Consider the following 16,791-nt stretch of genomic DNA (forward strand, 5'->3'; position numbering starts at 1 on the left):
TGTGACGTTATAAGTTCACTTAACTGAGCATATATCTGATTGATAGCAGTTTTTGCTGCTGAGCAAAAGTAATAACCAGCTGCTGCTTACTATCAATAAAACTCTACTAAGGCAGTGGAATTACCCTTTCTCACAACATACAAGGAAAAATATACCATGAAACAATGGCTTGTGACTAAGTGGGAAAATGCATTTTATTTATCCGATAAATCATCTGATAACGCTGAAATTTCCAATACACTTTTTTCAATAAAATTAACAGGTGAACTTAATCGTGACATTTTTATGTTGGCTCTGTCCCATGCACTAAAGCAACCAAGTTTTTAGTGGACGTTTTTATGGCAAAACGAATTAAAAAAATGCCATGTTGAGGTACCGACACAAGGTGAATATTATGATTTTTCACAACACGATTCACCGCAGCAGTCTGGCCAAGATAATCTTAATGCCCTTTACCAACATCGATTGATCCCTGGTGTGACACCATTATTTAAATGGTGCTTATGCTATCTGGGTAAAAACGATCAGCAGATGGAGCATGTATTAAATTTTGTTATTCATCATCTAATTATTGACGGCACCTCATTTCGTCAGTTTATGTTTAATGTCCAGCGCTTTTATCAATTATTAATAGAGTCTCAACCATTACCGCAATGGGCATCGCCAGAATGTTATTTCATCAATCAACAGCCAGAAAACAGTTTAACTCAATCAGAATTGGCGCTGGCGGAACAACGTGCACAAGATTTAATTGGGCAACCGTGTCAATTAATGCTACCTCGCAGTTCGTATAAGAATGAAAAGGTAGAAAGTAAAATGTTATCGTTACCTGAAACTCTTGTTAAAAGTATCCAGGTTTTAGCGGATAAGTATAATGCAACCCGGCATATTATTTTACAGGCAATATTTGTTGGCTTACTTCACCGTTTATCGAGTCAAAATGATATTTTCATGCTCTCGCCAGTGAGTATGCGCCCGATCTCTCGCGGCGAAGAAGGCGGATGTTGGGTCAACACTGTCATTTTAGGTCACCATTTTACCGCAGATTTGAGTTGGTCTAACTTATTTGAACAAATCATTTTGCAACGTAAACGCTGGAAAGCGGCAAAACATATCCCTCACGAGTTTCGCACAGGCATATAAAGTTCTAGAAATGGCTTAAAAGCAATGGTTAATCTGTAAGTTACTAAAACACATAAATTTTATTAAATTACAATAATTTGTATTTAATTTATAAGGTTTTGTCTATTTATATATCATGCTGAATTAAACTTAAAAATAGCGCGTTTTTTTATTGGTGCGAAACTCGTGTCCCTTTGGCAAATATCATTAATGCGTTGCGTAAACAGAAAAAAGAACATTCATTAGAAAGGTTCAATCTGATGTTTGCTGAAACGGTGGCATTAAACCACAGCTATCGTTTCAGTGATGGCGTCACCGTCTGCGAAAATTATGAATTTATCGAAAGTAGTAATGACCTACAACTACTGTATTGCCAGGCAGAAAATGGTGAAATCCATTTACGTTTAAATATCGCGCCAACCATTAATCAGGATGGGCTATTTAACGCTTTTATGGTGCAATATCAAACAGCGTTAGAGACAGTGTTGGTAAATTCTGATCAGCGTATCATCGATTTACCGCTGCTTACACCGGCTATGATAGCGAAGATAGATCAACGTAATGCTACCGCCGTCGCTTGGCCTGACCATACTTTGGCACAACAATTCTATACTCATGTGTTAGAACAACCTGACCATATTGCGCTTATTGATGATGTGACCGGTCAACAGTGGAGTTATGGCCAACTTCACCAGATTGCAACCCATATCGCTAATCATTTAAATGCCATGTTTACTGATCCGCGTCAAATGATTGTCATGTTGCATATTGAACCTCTGGCGCAGTTGGTGATTGCTATTTTGGCGGTACAGTATGCAGGAATGATTTATTACTGTATTGATCGTAGTGCACCTGAGGAGCGTAAAGCAGTGATGAAGGGGGTGGTACAGCCCGATTTACTGTTAGTCGATCAACCCCAAATGTTTGCTCTGGCATTACCGCAATTAGAGATATCACTTCTGCTGGAGGAGGCTCAAACGTCTTTGTTTGATGCCATATCTCCCTTGAGCCAGAGGCCAAATGGGTCGGTTGAAGATCTGAGTCACCTAATTTTTACCTCCGGTACCACAGGCACCCCCAAAGGTGTGGCATTATCTCATCAGTCAGTGATGAGTACCTTATATCAGCCTCGACACCTGCCAGTCTCACAGCGTGTTCTCTATTCTGCGAATGAAACTTTTGATTGTGCAACGCTGCAGTTGTGGTCAGCTTGGATCCATGGTGCGACGGTCATTACCCCAGAAAGAAAAGCCATTGCTGATCCACAGCGAATGCAGAAGCTGATTGAGAATTATCAACCAGATAATATTTTCTTAGCGACGGGATTATTTGATAGCTACATGCAGTCTGTTAAGGCCGCGCTTTTTTCAACGGTTGATACGGTGATTTTTGGGGGGATGTTGTTAACCCTACAGCGGTGCGTGCTGCCCAGCAGGCTGGGGTCAAAAATTTGTTTAATATCTATGGTCCGGCGGAAACGTGTGTTTACAGTTTTGCTTATGCGGTACGTCGCCAAATCAACGGCCCGGTTCCTCTTGGCTGGGTTTCCAACAACATGCAGGTCTATATTCTTGATTCGCAGCAGCAACATGTTTCTGATGGCGGCATTGGTGAACTCTATTTTGTCGGTCAGGGATTAGCGCGTGGTTACCATCATCGGCCAGATTTAGATGAAAACGCATTTGTTGAAATTACCCTTCCCGGTTCTAAGAAAGAAAAGGTTAGAGCTTATCGCAGTGGTGATTACGGTTTTTGGAGTGAAGAGGGATTGATTTTTGTCGGACGGCGTGATGATCAGGTCAAAATCAGGGGCTGTCGTGTTGAATTAAAAGAGGTGCGCCTGGCACTGGAAGCTGTATCGGGTGTCATTCTTGGGGGGGCATAGCGCCTGGAGAAGCCGGTCATCGGGAACTACATGGTTTTTATATTAGTAATAATCCGTTGGATAGCAGCCAAGTGCGTAAAGAGCTAGCTGATAAATTCACGAGTTTCGCACAAAACTAATTTGGGTACGCTAATAAAACACGGATTTGCTCAGTAATAGCACTTTTGATTACGTCCCAATTTTGTTGATAAAGGGTTATTTTTTCAGATATACGACGTTTATGTTGTTCAAACCACGCAGAAATAGCGAGAAAAATATGATTTCTTTGCGCTCGGCTCGTGCGAGCCTGACAGCGTTCAATACCACAGTTTTGTTTAACTTCTCGATGATAAACTTCAACAGACCAATGGGCATCCATGATAGATTTGACGTATTGACGGGTGGGATTCTCTTTGTTTGTTACTATGTAATCAATACGGCCGTTTTTGGCTGTAAATTTGAAAACGGTTACCCAACCATATCCTCGCAAGTGTATTGACGTTCCTTCTTCTGAGATGTCTAACTTGTTCAGTTGTTTGTTATGGTTAACAATCCTATTTTTCCTCAGCGTGGTTACCCAGATCCAACCATGACACGAGTTTCGCAATCTCCAAAAAAGAAGTATAAATTTAAAAACAAGAAAAAATCAGGGTGTTCATATTTTGTCGGGTTATCCATGTATTAAAGATATCTATAAAACATTCTTACAAGTAAGCAGTTTAAGATACTCTGGTTTAGCGTTATCAGAAGTAAGCCCATCGCCTTTATCTCATGACACTGTTAGCCGATGGCTAAAAAGTAGATGTTTTAGACCTAAAGACCTATGGCGATTAGTTGAACCTTCTATAGACCACGAGTTTCGCACAAAACTAATTTGGGTACGCTAATAAAACACGGATTTGCTCAGTAATAGCACTTTTGATTACGTCCCAATTTTGTTGATATAAGGGTTATTTTTTCAGATATACGACGTTTATGTTGTTCAAACCACGCAGAAATAGCGAGAAAAATATGATTTCTTTGCGCTCGGCTCGTGCGAGCCTGACAGCGTTCAATACCACAGTTTTGTTTAACTTCTCGATGATAAACTTCAACAGACCAACGGGCATCCATGATAGATTTGAGGTATTGACGGGTGGGATTCTCTTTGTTTGTTACTATGTAATCAATACGGCCGTTTTTGGCTGTAAATTTGAAAACGGTTACCCAACCATATCCTCGCAAGTGTATTGACGTTCCTTCTTCTGAGATGTCTAACTTGTTCAGTTGTTTGTTATGGTTAACAATCCTATTTTTCCTCAGCGTGTTTACCCAGATCCAACCATGAGAGCGAATTGATTTCAGGTTATCCAGGCTAGAATACTAAGCATCCATCACTACGGCTTCTGGCACGATCCCTCTTTTTTTAGCAAGAGTGAGCATTTCGGAAAAGTGCGTGTTTTTTGTTTTTCCATCAGAATCTTTATCATAAATAAGATAATTGATAGGAATTGATTCAACCTTCGTCAGATCATGCCAAAGCAAATTAACTAAACCTATGCCAGCAATAACATCATGTTCATTACCTGAATATTGATAATGGACCATCTCTATTTTTTTACTACGTGTTTTGGCAATCAATGTATCATCGGCAATTAGTACGCAAGGGCTTTTTTTGTCTATAGAAGGTTCAACTAATCGCCATAGGTCTTTAGGTCTAAAACATCTACTTTTTAGCCATCGGCTAACAGTGTCATGAGATAAAGGCGATGGGCTTACTTCTGATAACGCTAAACCAGAGTATCTTAAACTGCTTACTTGTAAGAATGTTTTATAGATATCTTTAATACATGGATAACCCGACAAAATATGAACACCCTGATTTTTTCTTGTTTTTAAATTTATACTTCTTTTTTGGAGATTGCGAAACTCGTGACTAGGCTTGTTACGAAATATTTAATATCTTGCTCGAGATAGCTGTTTTTGATGTTGCTTCTCCAGTATTATTTTTTGCTCGTGTGTTAATAATTTGTAAAATTGGTTATATATGCGAGCTATTTCAACTTGTTGTTCAACAATGTCTTGTGCCAGTTTTTCTGCTGTTACGCGAAAAGCAACATCATCAAAAATATCTGCTGTCATCAAATTATGTAAAATTTCACGTTCTTGTCGCGAAACTCTATTTTTAAAGCTTTGTTGTCGTTGTGAAGCCATCAAGTCACGCATTTGCTGGCGTTGTCTTTCGCTTAATGTAATACCTTTCATTAAGGGGATAAATATATCATAGGGATTGCATAGTCTATCTCTTGTTATGTTACGCTTAGAAATATGGCTATCATATTTTACAGCCTGTATTTTTTCGGCAGATTGTGATGTTGCTATACTAACATCTGCTGCTTCGGCTAAAGCCGCTGTTGAGCCAACAATAAATAGCGATGATGTAAAAGTTATCATTGCCCAGTGACGCATTAATAATTTACTCCCGCCCTCTTTGAATAAAAATGTTAATATTATACTAACTATATCCGTGTGGTTGAAAACTAGCGTCAGAGCGTGTAAAAGAACCTAAAGTCATGGCATCGCGGCGATTCTTGTCGTATTTTGCTCTTGGAGGATATGACTAATGCATAAAATCTTACTTGTTGATGATGACCGCGAACTGAGTTCGCTGTTAAAAGAATTACTTGAAATGGAAGGCTTTAGTGTGATCATCGCCTATGATGGCGAGCAAGCATTAACGCTTCTCGATTCAACAATTGATCTATTGTTACTTGATATCATGATGCCCAAGAAAAATGGTATTGATACATTAAAAGAGATACGTAGACAATATCAAATTCCGGTGATTATGTTAACCGCTCGTGGCAGTGATTTGGATCGTGTTCTTGGTTTGGAATTAGGTGCAGATGATTATTTACCTAAACCATTTAATGATCGTGAATTAGTTGCACGTATACGAGCCTTACTGAGACGTTCAAATTGGAGTGAGCAAAGTCAGGATAATCTTAATTCGTCAATTTGTCAGGTAGATGGTTTACAGTTAAACCCAGGACGACAAGAAGCGAGTTTTAATGGCAAGGTGCTCGATCTTACTGGAACAGAATTCACTTTACTTTATTTATTAGCACAACATCTTGGTCAGGTTGTTTCTCGTGAACATCTTAGCCAAGAGGTTTTAGGGAAACGTTTAACCCCGTTCGATCGTGCTATTGACATGCATATCTCAAATTTGCGGCGTAAATTACCTGAGCGGACAGATGGATTACCTTGGTTTAAAACCTTACGTGGACGAGGGTATTTGATGGTTTCAGCAACATGATAAATAGTTTGACAGCCAGGATATTTGCCATTTTTTGGTTTACGCTGGCTTTAGTATTGATGTTGGTATTGATGGTACCAAAGCTTGATTCAAGGCAAATTACACCGCTGTTGGAAAGCGAGTACCGTCAAGGTCTTATGTTAGAACAGCACATAGAAGCTGAATTAGCTGGCGACCCAATTAATGATCTTATGTGGTGGCGCCGGCTTTCTAACGCCATTCAAAAGTGGGCTCCGCCAGATCAGCATCTTATCATGGTAACCAGTGAAGGACGGGTTATTGGCGCTATGCCCAATGAAATGCAGGTAATTCGTAATTTTATTGGGCAATCAGATAATGCTGATCAGCCGAAAAAGAAAAAATATGGTCGAGTCGAAATGTTAGGGCCATTTTCTATTCGTGATGGGGAAGATCATTACCAACTTTATTTGGTTCGTCCAGCCAGTAGTCCACAATCTGATTTTATTAGCTTGCTTTTTGATAGGCCTTTTTTGTTGTTAGTTGCAACAATGCTAATTAGTGCTCCCTTGTTATTATGGTTAGCATGGAGTTTAGCAAAACCTGCCAGAAAATTGAAAATGGCAGCAGATGATGTTGCTAATGGTAATTTACGTCAACACCCTGAATTGGAATCTGGTCCGCAGGAGTTTTTGGCGGTAGGAAACAGCTTTAATCAGATGATTAGTGCGCTAGAAGGAATGGTTAGTGCGCAACAACGGATGATTTCTGATATTTCCCATGAGTTACGCACCCCGTTAACACGTCTTCAATTAGCCACCGCATTATTACGCCGCCGACATGGGGAGAGCAAAGAATTAGAACGGATTGAAACTGAAACATTGCGCCTTGATGGTATGATTAATGATTTGTTGGTACTGTCTCATAGCCAACATAAGAATGAAATATTGAGACAAAATATTAAAGTTACCGATCTTTGGAATGATATTTTGGACAATGCTACGTTTGAAGCTGAACAGATGAATAAAACACTTAATGTAACGGCTTCTCCTGGTACTTGGACAATTTATTGTAACCCTCCTGCATTGGGTAGCGCGTTAGAAAATATTGTTCGTAATGCCTTACGGTATTCCCATAATCGTATTGAAGTTGCATTTAAAGAAGAAAATCAAGGTATTTTGATCACGGTAGATGATGATGGCCCAGGCGTATCAAAGGAAGATCGGGAAAAAATCTTTCGTCCCTTCTATCGAACTGATGAAGCGCGAGATAGGCAATCAGGCGGCACAGGTTTAGGGCTAGCTATTGTCGAAACAGCGGTTTTTCACCATAAAGGGTGGGTAAAAGCTTCTGATAGCCCATTAGGCGGACTAAGATTGCAATTATGGTTACCGCTTCATGGACGTTAATTGCTTTAAGTAAAAAGTTTTGTCATTACATTAATTGATGTTTTCAACGATATTGGCTTTATAACTACTTAGAATCACGAGTTTCGCACAGGCGTATAAAATACTAGAAATGGCTTAAAATCGATGATTAATCTTCAAGTTACTAAAACACATAAATTTTATTAAATTACAATAAGTTGCTTTTGATTTATAAGATTCTGTCTATTTATATATTATGCTGGATTAAACTTAAAGATAGAGCGTTTATTTATTGGTGCGAAACTCGTGAGAATTATATTGATATGCTTAACAACTAAAAGTTATGTTTTTTATGAAAATTAGGCTTCTTATAGTAGACTACTACCAACCTTTATTTTGTCCAAAATATATAAAAGATTAAGAAAGTAGAAGGATATTTATGCTAACAATCCTCGGTGGCTCCGGTTTTATCGGTACCCGTCTTGCTAATCAATTAAAAGCACAATAAATTGAGTTTAAAATCGTTGATATTAATAAAAGTCAGGCACATCCAGACAACTGGCTATTTGGTGATGCCACTAAAGTAGAAACTTTATTGGAGCCATTAAAAGACACTTCCATTATTATTAATCTAGCGGCGCAACATCAGGATAATGTGCATCCTATCAGTCTCTATTATGAAGTTAATGTGGATGGCGCGAAAAATGTTTGTCAGGTTGCTGAGCAGTTAGATATTAAACATATTATTTTTACTTCTTCGGTGGCGGTTTACGGTTTTGTTGAGCAGGAAACTGGTGAAGATGGTAAATTTCAGCCTTTTAATGATTATGGTAAATCGAAGTTGGCGGCGGAAGGTGTCTATGATGACTGGCATGCTAAAGATAGCCAACGGACATTAGTGGCTATTCGACCGACAGTAGTTTTCGGTGAGGGTAATCGCGGTAATGTTTATAACCTTTTTAGACAAATTGCTGCCGGGCAGTTTTTGATGATTGGTTCTGGCAATAATCAGAAATCGATGGCGTATGTGGAAAATGTTGCTGCCTTTTTATATTTTGTTACTAAATTAAAAGCTGGCCGTCATATCTTTAATTATGTTGATAAACCTGATTTCACCATGGATCAGTTAACCGAAATTATTTGTCTGGCATTGCAAAAACAGAAATCCAATCTACGTATTCCGTATTCGTTGGGCCTTTTGGCGGGTTATTGTTTTGATTTGCTCGCTAAAATAACGGGTAAAAATTTTCCTATAAGCAGTATTCGGGTTAAAAAATTCTGTTCTCGCACTCAATTTAAATCTAATAACATCGCTGATACGGGATTTGAACCGCCGGTAACCTTGGCAAAGGGGATAGAAAATACCGTTCAGTTTGAGTTTAAAAAATCATTAGATTAATAAAAAATTCTGTTTGCTTAATTGGGCACAATTGAAAGCGTTAACAGTGACAATGATTGTGTTAGAATACAGTACTTATTGTTGAGGGCTGTATGTTAAACATCGTTTTATTTGAACCTGAAATTCCACCGAATACCGGTAATATTATTCGTCTATGCGCGAATACTGGCTGTCAGTTACATCTCATTGAACCATTGGGTTTTACCTGGGACGATAAACGGTTACGGCGGGCAGGGTTAGATTATCATGAGTTTGCCGATATTCAGCGCCATCATGATTATTTTGCTTTTCTAACTAGTATTGCTTTGTCCAACGCACATTGTCAGACAGCATCTGCTAACCGTTTATTTGCTTTGACAACCAAAGGAACGCCAAGCCATAGCAGCGTAACGTATCGGCCGGGGGATTATTTAATGTTTGGGCCGGAGACCCGCGGTTTACCTGCATATGTTCTTGATGAATTACCAACCAGTCAAAAGATCCGTATCCCAATGTTAGCAGATAGCCGCAGTATGAATTTGTCCAATTCTGTTGCAGTGGTGGTATTTGAAGCATGGCGCCAGTTGGATTACTCCGGTGCACTGTTGCGTGAGTAATTTTATTCACCACCGGTTGATGGCATGGTTAGATACCCTCACCAAAACCATGGATTGAGTTGCTAAAGTTTTGATCCATATCTAGTGAAGGTTTTTTGCTGTTCGGTGTTCCCACTTTGCGTGCTGGTACTCCTGCCACGGTAGTATGAGGTGGTACATGGTGTAGCACTACTGAACCCGCGCCAATTTTAGCGCCCTTGCCAATTTCTATATTGCCTAAAATTTTTGCTCCCGCCCCGATCATCACCCCTTCACGAACTTTAGGATGACGATCTCCACCTGTTTTGCCGGTTCCACCAAGGGTGACTGATTGCAGTATCGAAACGTCATTTTCAACTACCGCCGTTTCGCCTATAACGATACCTGTTGCGTGATCAAGCATAATACCGTAACCAATACTAGCCGCGGGATGGATATCAACCCCAAAAGAGACAGATATTTGGCTTTGCAGATAAGTTGCTAATGTCGTGCGATCCACTTTCCATAACCAGTGGCCGATACGATAAGCCTGTAAAGCATGAAAGCCCTTTAAATATAATAATGGGATTGAATATTTGTCGACTGCCGGATCACGTTGCACGATGGCTTTTAGATCACGAGCGGCATAAGCGATCATTTGTTTATCATTTTTATAAGCATCTTGAATAATCTCTCGAACGGCAATCGCTGGCATAATCGGGGTAGCTAACTTGTTTGCTAGGATATAACTTAATGCATTACCAAGATTATCATGTTTAAGTAATGTCGCATGAAAAAAGCTGGCTAATATTGGTTCACAGTTGGCTAAAATTTCACCCTCTTGCTTTATTATCGTCCAAATTTCCTCAAGTTGCTGTCGAGACATATTCACACTCTACTATTTTTAATGATCAAGAAGCACGTGTATCATTAGTTTCGTCTTTGGTTGCGCGGCTAAGTAATGTATTTGCCGCTTCGAGTACATTTTTATTACCGTACAGAACCTGATAGATTTGCTCGGTAATTGGCATATCTACACCAACACGTTGCGCTAATGCACGGACTTCTTTGGTATTTAAGTAACCTTCAACCACCTGACCAATCTGCTTTTCAGCTTCTTTAGTCTGCATGCCTTGGCCGAGCAACATGCCAAAGCGACGATTACGCGATTGGTTGTCGGTACAAGTCAAAACCAAATCACCTAAACCAGCCATTCCCATAAATGTAGAGGATTGAGCACCCATAGCGATGCCTAAGCGGCTGATTTCAGCTAATCCTCGGGTGATCAACGCTGTGCGAGCATTGGCGCCAAATCCGATACCATCGGACATGCCGGCACCAATCGCAATGACATTTTTGACCGCACCACCTAACTGCACACCGATCATATCTGGATTTTTATAAACTCGAAAACTCTTACCGCAATGGAAAAGTTGCTGTAGCTCTTCACTAAATTCTGCATTAGAAGCGGCTACCGCAATAGCAGTTGGTAAGCCGGCAGCCAGTTCTTTGGCAAAAGTTGGGCCGGAAAGAACAGCTAGCTGAATTTTATCTCCGAACGTTTCGCGGGCAACGTCTTGTAACAGGCGTCCAGTCCCGTGTTCGAGCCCTTTTGTTGCCCAAATAATGCGTGAATGTTGCGTTAAGTAAGGTTGGATATTTTGTAAAACTTGATTAAATGCATGGCTTGGAACGACGATCAATATATTGTGGCTTGCGGTTATTGCCGTCTTCAGGGAAACTTCAGGTAACAAATTGTCTGGGAATGGAACGTCGGGTAAAAATGCTTGGTTGCAGCGCTCTTGTTGTAATTTTTTAATGTGCTGAGGATCATGTCCCCAAAGCAAAACGTGGTGGCCATTACGGGCAAGTGTAATGGCTAATGCGGTGCCATAAGAGCCGGCACCGATAACTGTCATCGAAACAGTGTTCATTAAGCTTCCTGATGATCTGCCGAATTTTCAGTTTCGGCAGTATGCTGTTGTTGTAGATAGTTCATAAACAATGCATCAAAGTTAACAGGCGCTAAGTTTAGTTGAGGAAAAGTTCCACGGCTAACTAAATTGGTAATACATTCACGCGCATAGGGAAATAAAATATTTGGGCAATAAGCGCCTAAACAATGAGCCATTTGGCTTTCTTCGATAGCATCAATAGAGAAAATGCCGGCTTGTTGCACTTCGCACAGGAAAGCGGTTTCTTCAGCGACGCTGGCGGTAACCGTGACCCGTAAGATAACTTCATAAACATGTTCAGCTAATTCACTAGACGAGGTGTCTAAATCTAATTTGACTTCTGGTTGCCAGTCTTGCTGAAAAATATTGGGGGCACTTGGTGTTTCAAATGAGATATCTTTAGTGTAAATTCGTTGGATCTGGAATACCATCTCTTCATGACTTTGTTCTGACATAATGTTAATTACCTTTTAAATTTCCTTATGATATTGAATTGTATAAACATAATTGCTGATGTGTCCGATGAATTACTTTTTGCCGCGGGCTAGAGGTAAATTTTCGCTAGACCAGCCGGTAATTCCTTCTTTTAGAATAAAGACACGTTCAAAACCATATTGCACCAGTTGTTCAGCTGGTTTAGATGCTTCCATGCCATTTGCTGAGACAACAATAATGGGTTTTTGCTTATGTTTTTCCAATTCTCCGATATTATTGTCTTTAATCTCTGATGGCGTCAGGTTAATTGAATCAATAATGTGTCCTTTACGAAAATCGTCACGGGAACGTAAATCAATACTGATCGCTTCTTCTTTATTAATCAATTGTATCGCTTGGGCACGGGTGATATTTTTTGTTTTAGCGAACAAACCCTTAAAGGTTAAGATAATTACAGCGATCAGCAAAGCGATCCAGGCGAGACTGAGTATTGGATGTCGGCTAATAAATTGCATGATTTCTTGCATCATCTGGGGTAATTACTCCCGTAGTTAGTAATAGATAGATCTAGGTTGCAAAGTATACCTTTGTCGCTGCGCAATTACAGCCAATTTGCAAAAATGACTAGGTTTTTTGCAAATTAGTGTTCGTACCGGCGATATTTGCCAGCGATATCAGTTAATTGATACCACTTAAAAAGTAGCTGAATGAAAGTAATATTAATAATAACCTATAGTTATTTTATAATTTGTTGTATAAATGAAGAAATTAAGTTTTTTCAGTATTATCCTAAAAGAAGCAGAAATGTTTACTAATTATATTAATTGTCAATAATTTTAAGTGATATTGTTTCAGGATGCTGAACTAAGATGAACAATACCAGCCGATATGGTTTAATCCTAATCCTTTTGGCTCTACTAAAGAGAGTAGTGGTTAAGTCGTTACTCTGTGTCTCGCTATTTCTTATCTGGCCATTGATTACCACAGCCAATCCCATCAGTGACAATAAAGTAAAACTTAAAGATCTGTTATCAAATATTGCAGAAAAAGAGAAAAGTGTTAAACAGCAGCAAGCTGAAAGAAATCATTTACTTGATCAATTGAAAAATCAGGAAAAAAATATTGCTGCTGCTGGACGAGCATTACATGAAACACGGAAAAAACTTTCGCAGTTAGCAAAAGAACTAACGCAATTAAATGAAAATATTAGCCGTTTACAACAGCAAAAACAGCTCCAGGAAACATTATTAGCTAAGCAGCTCGATGCCGCGTTTCGATTAGGCCAGCAAAAAGGGATTGAATTGTTATTTAAAGGTGAACAAGGACAACGAAAAGAGCGTATTTTAGCCTATTATAGCTACTTAAATGCAGCCAGAGAGCAAACGATTATTAAATTGCAGCAAACAACGACCTTACTTGCTGAGCAGAAACAACAAAAGCAGCAAACGCAATTGGCACAGAAAAAAAACTTAGCCAAACAAGATCAAGAAAAGAAAACGCTAGATTCGGCGCAGGATGCTAGAAAGAAAACTCTGATATCGTTGGAATCGACTTTAAAAGCGGAGCAAAAAATTTTGGCGGTGATGAAACGTAACGAAACACTGTTGCGTAGTAAAATTGCCAGAGCTGAACGAGAGGCAAAAGTTAGAGCGGAAAGGGAAGCGAAAGAGGCGGCACGTATACGAGCAAAACAACGGCAGGCACAGCAAAAAGGAACCACTTATCGTCCAACTGAAGATGAGCGGGCTCTGATGGCGCGTACTGGCGGTTTAGGCCGTCCTGTTGGTCAGGCTCTGTGGCCTGTTCATGGCCAGATCCTTCATCACTATGGTGACAGTATTTCCGATGAATTACGCTGGAAGGGTATGGTAATCAATGCCGCTGAAGGAACAGAGGTTAAAGCCATTTCTGCCGGCCGTGTTTTACTGGCTGATTGGCTACAAGGCTATGGTTTGGTGGTGGTTATTGATCATGGTCAGGGAGATATGAGTTTATATGGTTATAACCAGAGTGCATTGGTGAATGTTGGTCAACAGGTTCGTTCGGGTCAGCCTGTTGCGTTAGTGGGTAGTAGTGGTGGACAGCAACGTTCCTCACTCTATTTTGAGATCCGTCGTCAAGGTAAAACCGTTAATCCACAGCCTTGGTTAGGGAGATAACAGTGCAAAAGCGGATGGTTTTGATAATCATGCTTCTATTGTTACTTGTAAGCGGACAAGTCAATGCTGGCAAATTAGCCATTGTGATTGATGATATTGGTTATCGTAAAACGGAAGACAATCAGGTATTAGCTTTGCCGGTGGCACTTTCGATTGCCATTTTACCAGACTCCCCTTATGGCAGAGAAATGGCCGAAAAAGCTTATCAACAAGGGCGAGAAATTTTAATTCACATGCCGATGAAGCCGATTAGCCATCAACCACTGGAAAAAAATACCTTAACGCCTGAGATGAGTGCCAGTGAAATAGAGCAGCATATCGTTGCTGCGATTAAGCGAGTACCTCACGCCAAAGGTATGAATAATCATATGGGCAGTGCGATGACGGCTGATTTAGCGGCTATGATAAATGTTATGCGTGTGCTTTGGCATTATGATCTCTATTTTCTCGATAGTGTGACGATAGCAAACACTAGGGTCAATGAAGCGGCTAAAGTTTTTACGTTGCCAACCTTACGTCGCAACGTTTTTTTAGATGATATAAAAACAGAAGTACAAATTCGTAAACAGTTTGCCCATGCCATTTCATTTGCCCGTAAGCATGGTAGCAGTATTGTTATTGGTCACCCTTATCCTGCTACCATTGATGTGTTACAACAAACATTATTTAAGTTACCTGATGATATTGAACTAGTTGCGGTTAGTACTCTACTTAACAATAACATAAAAGATAAATTGGCAAGTCAAACGGTTAGACAAAATCCAGAGAAAGTTCCGGTGCGACCCTTGGCATTGCCGAAAGTTGTCAGCGGTTACTGCGAAATATCACCAGTCACAAAAGCATTATCGGGTATTGATTTAATGATATATTTTGTCGATGCGATGTATCATGATCCTGACTTAAAAAAACTATTTACTGAACAGAGAAAGCCACTGCTTGGCAAAAATGTTTCACCATATTAATATGATAACAACTGACCACTAAGTCATATTACTATATTCGAATGAAAAAACTTGTCATAATACTTTTTTTTCATCTCTTTAATAAATAAGTAAAAATTGTATTTATACGCTTTTTGAGACAAAAACTATGCCGGTACAAATAAATGCTAAACCGATTATTCTAATAAAATTTACATTTTCTTTTAAAAAGAAATATCCTATGCAAGCAGTTATAATATAGCCAATTGAGAGTAGTGGGTATGCAAGACTTACTTCAACTTTTGCAAGAACTGCCATCCACAAACCGATGCTTAATACATAGCATAATAATGCAGATACGAACCAGTAGTTTAATGCTAAAGATAGCGAAAAGTTAAAAAATCCAAGGAAATTTGTTGGAATAGCATTTATTGTTAGCATTGTTTTTTTCAAAAAAATTTGAGCTAAAGCGTTAAGACAAACACTTGTTAATGCTATTGTAAATATGAATATATTCATAGTTAATTTCTCTTCTGTAGAGTCTATTCCTTTTGGAAATAGATTTTATTTATAGGCATTTTATAGTGGATGTTTTTTATTATTCACGAGTTTCGCAATCTCCAAAAAAGAAGTATAAATTTAAAAACAAGAAAAAATCAGGGTGTTCATATTTTGTCGGGTTATCCATGTATTAAAGATATCTATAAAACATTCTTACAAGTAAGCAGTTTAAGATACTCTGGTTTAGCGTTATCAGAAGTAAGCCCATCGCCTTTATCTCATGACACTGTTAGCCGATGGCTAAAAAGTAGATGTTTTAGACCTAAAGACCTATGGCGATTAGTTGAACCTTCTATAGACAAAAAAAGCCCTTGCGTACTAATTGCCGATGATACATTGATTGCCAAAACACGTAGTAAAAAAATAGAGATGGTCCATTATCAATATTCAGGTAATGAACATGATGTTATTGCTGGCATAGGTTTAGTTAATTTGCTTTGGCATGATCTGACGAAGGTTGAATCAATTCCTATCAATTATCGTATTTATGATAAAGATTCTGATGGAAAAACAAAAAACACGCACTTTTCCGAAATGCTCACTCTTGCTAAAAAAAGAGGGATCATGCCAGAAGCGGTAGTGATGGATGCTTGGTATTCTAGCCTGGATAACCTGAAATCAATTCGCTCTCATGGTTGGATCTGGGTAACCACGCTGAGGAAAAATAGGATTGTTAACCATAACAAACAACTGAACAAGTTAGACATCTCAGAAGAAGGAACGTCAATACACTTGCGAGGATATGGTTGGGTAACCGTTTTCAAATTTACAGCCAAAAACGGCCGTATTGATTACATAGTAACAAACAAAGAGAATCCCACCCGTCAATACGTCCAATCTATCATGGATGCCCGTTGGTCTGTTGAAGTTTATCATCGAGAAGTTAAACAAAACTGTGGTATTGAACGCTGTCAGGCTCGCACGAGCCGAGCGCAAAGAAATCATATTTTTCTCGCTATTTCTGCGTGGTTTGAACAACATAAACGTCGTATATCTGAAAAAATAACCCTTTATCAACAAAATTGGGACGTAATCAAAAGTGCTATTACTGAGCAAATCCGTGTTTTATTAGCGTACCCAAATTAGTTTTGTGCGAAACTCGTGTTATTTAAACAATTATATAGTAGTTTTTGTGGTTCCTCATTATATTTCATGAGATATTGTTTTCTACTAAAAGAGTAACCTCGAGCTGTTACAGG

The 16,791-nt window shown here is 39.2% G+C and carries 14 protein-coding genes and 5 pseudogenes; 11 read left to right on the forward strand and 8 right to left on the reverse strand.

The annotated features are described in order from the left end of the window. The first annotated feature begins 156 nt into the window (after positions 1 to 156). From V3224_RS14080 to V3224_RS14090, 3 genes and pseudogenes are all read left to right on the forward strand, one after another. Positions 157 to 327 (forward strand): hypothetical protein, encoded by a 171-nt coding sequence (locus V3224_RS14080; RefSeq protein ID WP_334471264.1) that lies wholly within the window; start codon positions 157 to 159, stop codon positions 325 to 327. 150 nt (positions 328 to 477) lie between these two features. Further along, entirely contained in the window at positions 478 to 1,143 is a 666-nt protein-coding gene (locus tag V3224_RS14085; RefSeq protein ID WP_334471265.1) for a condensation domain-containing protein, read from the forward strand. A gap of 515 nt (positions 1,144 to 1,658) precedes the next feature. Then, positions 1,659 to 3,007, forward strand: a pseudogene (locus tag V3224_RS14090) (AMP-binding protein). Between the two features lie 115 nt (positions 3,008 to 3,122). On the opposite strand, the pseudogene V3224_RS14095 reads toward V3224_RS14090, so the two are convergent. Then, a pseudogene (locus V3224_RS14095) lies at positions 3,123 to 3,578 on the reverse strand (transposase); the annotation flags it as partial. 70 nt (positions 3,579 to 3,648) lie between these two features. Here V3224_RS14095 and V3224_RS14100 point away from each other — a divergent pair. Further along, a pseudogene (locus V3224_RS14100) lies at positions 3,649 to 3,861 on the forward strand (IS701 family transposase); the annotation flags it as partial. Here V3224_RS14100 and V3224_RS30035 read toward each other — a convergent pair. Then, positions 3,856 to 4,831: pseudogene (locus V3224_RS30035) on the reverse strand (IS701 family transposase). The pseudogenes V3224_RS14100 and V3224_RS30035 sit on opposite strands and share 6 nt — an antisense overlap. Positions 4,832 to 4,921: 90 nt before the next feature. Then, a complete protein-coding gene (locus V3224_RS14115) occupies positions 4,922 to 5,434 on the reverse strand; it encodes a Spy/CpxP family protein refolding chaperone (protein WP_310511053.1) in 513 nt (170 codons plus the stop codon). 154 nt (positions 5,435 to 5,588) lie between these two features. Here V3224_RS14115 and cpxR point away from each other — a divergent pair, with 154 nt between their 5' ends. From cpxR to trmL, 4 genes and pseudogenes are all read left to right on the forward strand, one after another. After that, complete coding sequence (gene cpxR / locus V3224_RS14120; protein ID WP_334471273.1) at positions 5,589 to 6,284, forward strand: envelope stress response regulator transcription factor CpxR; 696 nt, start codon at positions 5,589 to 5,591, stop codon at positions 6,282 to 6,284. Continuing rightward, a complete protein-coding gene (gene cpxA, locus V3224_RS14125) occupies positions 6,281 to 7,651 on the forward strand; it encodes an envelope stress sensor histidine kinase CpxA (RefSeq protein WP_032115781.1) in 1,371 nt (456 codons plus the stop codon). The genes cpxR and cpxA overlap by 4 nt, the downstream gene beginning before the upstream one ends. Before the next feature lie 397 nt (positions 7,652 to 8,048). Continuing rightward, positions 8,049 to 9,008: pseudogene (locus V3224_RS14130) on the forward strand (NAD-dependent epimerase/dehydratase family protein). A gap of 92 nt (positions 9,009 to 9,100) precedes the next feature. Next, on the forward strand, positions 9,101 to 9,604 hold the full coding sequence (gene trmL, locus V3224_RS14135) for a tRNA (uridine(34)/cytosine(34)/5-carboxymethylaminomethyluridine(34)-2'-O)-methyltransferase TrmL (protein WP_334471276.1): 504 nt from the start codon (positions 9,101 to 9,103) through the stop codon (positions 9,602 to 9,604). 28 nt (positions 9,605 to 9,632) lie between these two features. Here the strand turns inward: trmL and cysE are convergent, their stop codons facing one another. From cysE to V3224_RS14155, 4 genes are all read right to left on the reverse strand, one after another. Continuing rightward, complete coding sequence (gene cysE, locus V3224_RS14140; RefSeq protein ID WP_334471278.1) at positions 9,633 to 10,448, reverse strand: serine O-acetyltransferase; 816 nt, start codon at positions 10,446 to 10,448, stop codon at positions 9,633 to 9,635. A 25-nt stretch (positions 10,449 to 10,473) separates the two neighbouring features. After that, a complete protein-coding gene (gene gpsA / locus V3224_RS14145) occupies positions 10,474 to 11,496 on the reverse strand; it encodes an NAD(P)H-dependent glycerol-3-phosphate dehydrogenase (protein WP_032115784.1) in 1,023 nt (340 codons plus the stop codon). Beyond that, the gene (secB, locus tag V3224_RS14150; protein ID WP_334471280.1) at positions 11,496 to 11,972 is read right to left on the reverse strand and encodes a protein-export chaperone SecB; all 477 of its coding nucleotides are present in this window, start codon (positions 11,970 to 11,972) and stop codon (positions 11,496 to 11,498) included. Before secB ends, gpsA begins: the two co-directional genes overlap by 1 nt. Before the next feature lie 72 nt (positions 11,973 to 12,044). After that, positions 12,045 to 12,482 (reverse strand): rhodanese-like domain-containing protein, encoded by a 438-nt coding sequence (locus V3224_RS14155; protein WP_032115786.1) that lies wholly within the window; start codon positions 12,480 to 12,482, stop codon positions 12,045 to 12,047. Between the two features lie 339 nt (positions 12,483 to 12,821). Between V3224_RS14155 and envC the strand changes: the two genes are divergently transcribed. After that, positions 12,822 to 14,111, forward strand: a complete 1,290-nt coding sequence (gene envC, locus V3224_RS14160; RefSeq protein WP_334471283.1) for a murein hydrolase activator EnvC — start codon at positions 12,822 to 12,824, stop codon at positions 14,109 to 14,111. Between the two features lie 2 nt (positions 14,112 to 14,113). After that, positions 14,114 to 15,073: a divergent polysaccharide deacetylase family protein gene (locus V3224_RS14165; RefSeq protein WP_442890433.1), complete on the forward strand. Its 960-nt coding sequence runs from the start codon at positions 14,114 to 14,116 to the stop codon at positions 15,071 to 15,073. A gap of 102 nt (positions 15,074 to 15,175) precedes the next feature. On the opposite strand, the gene V3224_RS14170 is transcribed toward V3224_RS14165, so the two are convergent. Beyond that, the gene (locus V3224_RS14170) at positions 15,176 to 15,550 is read right to left on the reverse strand and encodes an SMR family transporter (protein ID WP_032115788.1); all 375 of its coding nucleotides are present in this window, start codon (positions 15,548 to 15,550) and stop codon (positions 15,176 to 15,178) included. Positions 15,551 to 15,703: 153 nt separating this feature from the next. Here V3224_RS14170 and V3224_RS14175 point away from each other — a divergent pair, with 153 nt between their 5' ends. Beyond that, positions 15,704 to 16,678 (forward strand): IS701 family transposase, encoded by a 975-nt coding sequence (locus V3224_RS14175; protein WP_334468201.1) that lies wholly within the window; start codon positions 15,704 to 15,706, stop codon positions 16,676 to 16,678. The last annotated feature ends 113 nt before the right edge of the window (positions 16,679 to 16,791 follow it).

The sequence above is a fragment of the Arsenophonus sp. PmNCSU2021_1 genome, assembly GCF_036919435.1.
In the GTDB taxonomy this organism is placed as follows: domain Bacteria; phylum Pseudomonadota; class Gammaproteobacteria; order Enterobacterales; family Enterobacteriaceae; genus Arsenophonus; species Arsenophonus nilaparvatae.